The organism is Pseudomonas sp. SIMBA_068, from assembly GCF_046534705.1.
In the GTDB taxonomy this organism is placed as follows: Bacteria; Pseudomonadota; Gammaproteobacteria; order Pseudomonadales; family Pseudomonadaceae; genus Aquipseudomonas; species Aquipseudomonas putida.
This window is the reverse complement of sequence record NZ_JAWRYI010000951.1, coordinates 1-257: the sequence shown is the minus strand read 5'-3', so window position 1 is coordinate 257 and position 257 is coordinate 1. Positions and strand designations below refer to the sequence as shown.

Here is a 257-nt window from a genome sequence, read left to right as displayed (position 1 = left end):
ATCGCAACAGGGGTATCAAAAGGTTGCCAAGCTAACGCAAATAATTATGCGCTCAATCACGGTACTTGCAAGTCACAATAAAAAAGATGCCGAGCGGTTTATTGAGCTCGGTTTAACCTCCTCAAAAAGCCATGTTACAGGCTCAATTAAGTTTGATATAAGCCCAAGCAATGAGCAACTAACTAAAGTAGCAAATCTTAAAGCCGAATATAAAACCCAAGAGCGTTTTGTATGGGTGGCAGGTTCTACTCACCCAC

At 41.6% G+C, this 257-nt stretch carries 1 protein-coding gene; it reads left to right on the top strand.

Annotation, left to right across the window (positions count from 1 at the left end; translation table 11 throughout):
- A partial coding sequence (locus SB756_RS32225; RefSeq protein WP_410913521.1) for a glycosyltransferase N-terminal domain-containing protein occupies positions 1-257 on the top strand: 257 nt, incomplete at both ends.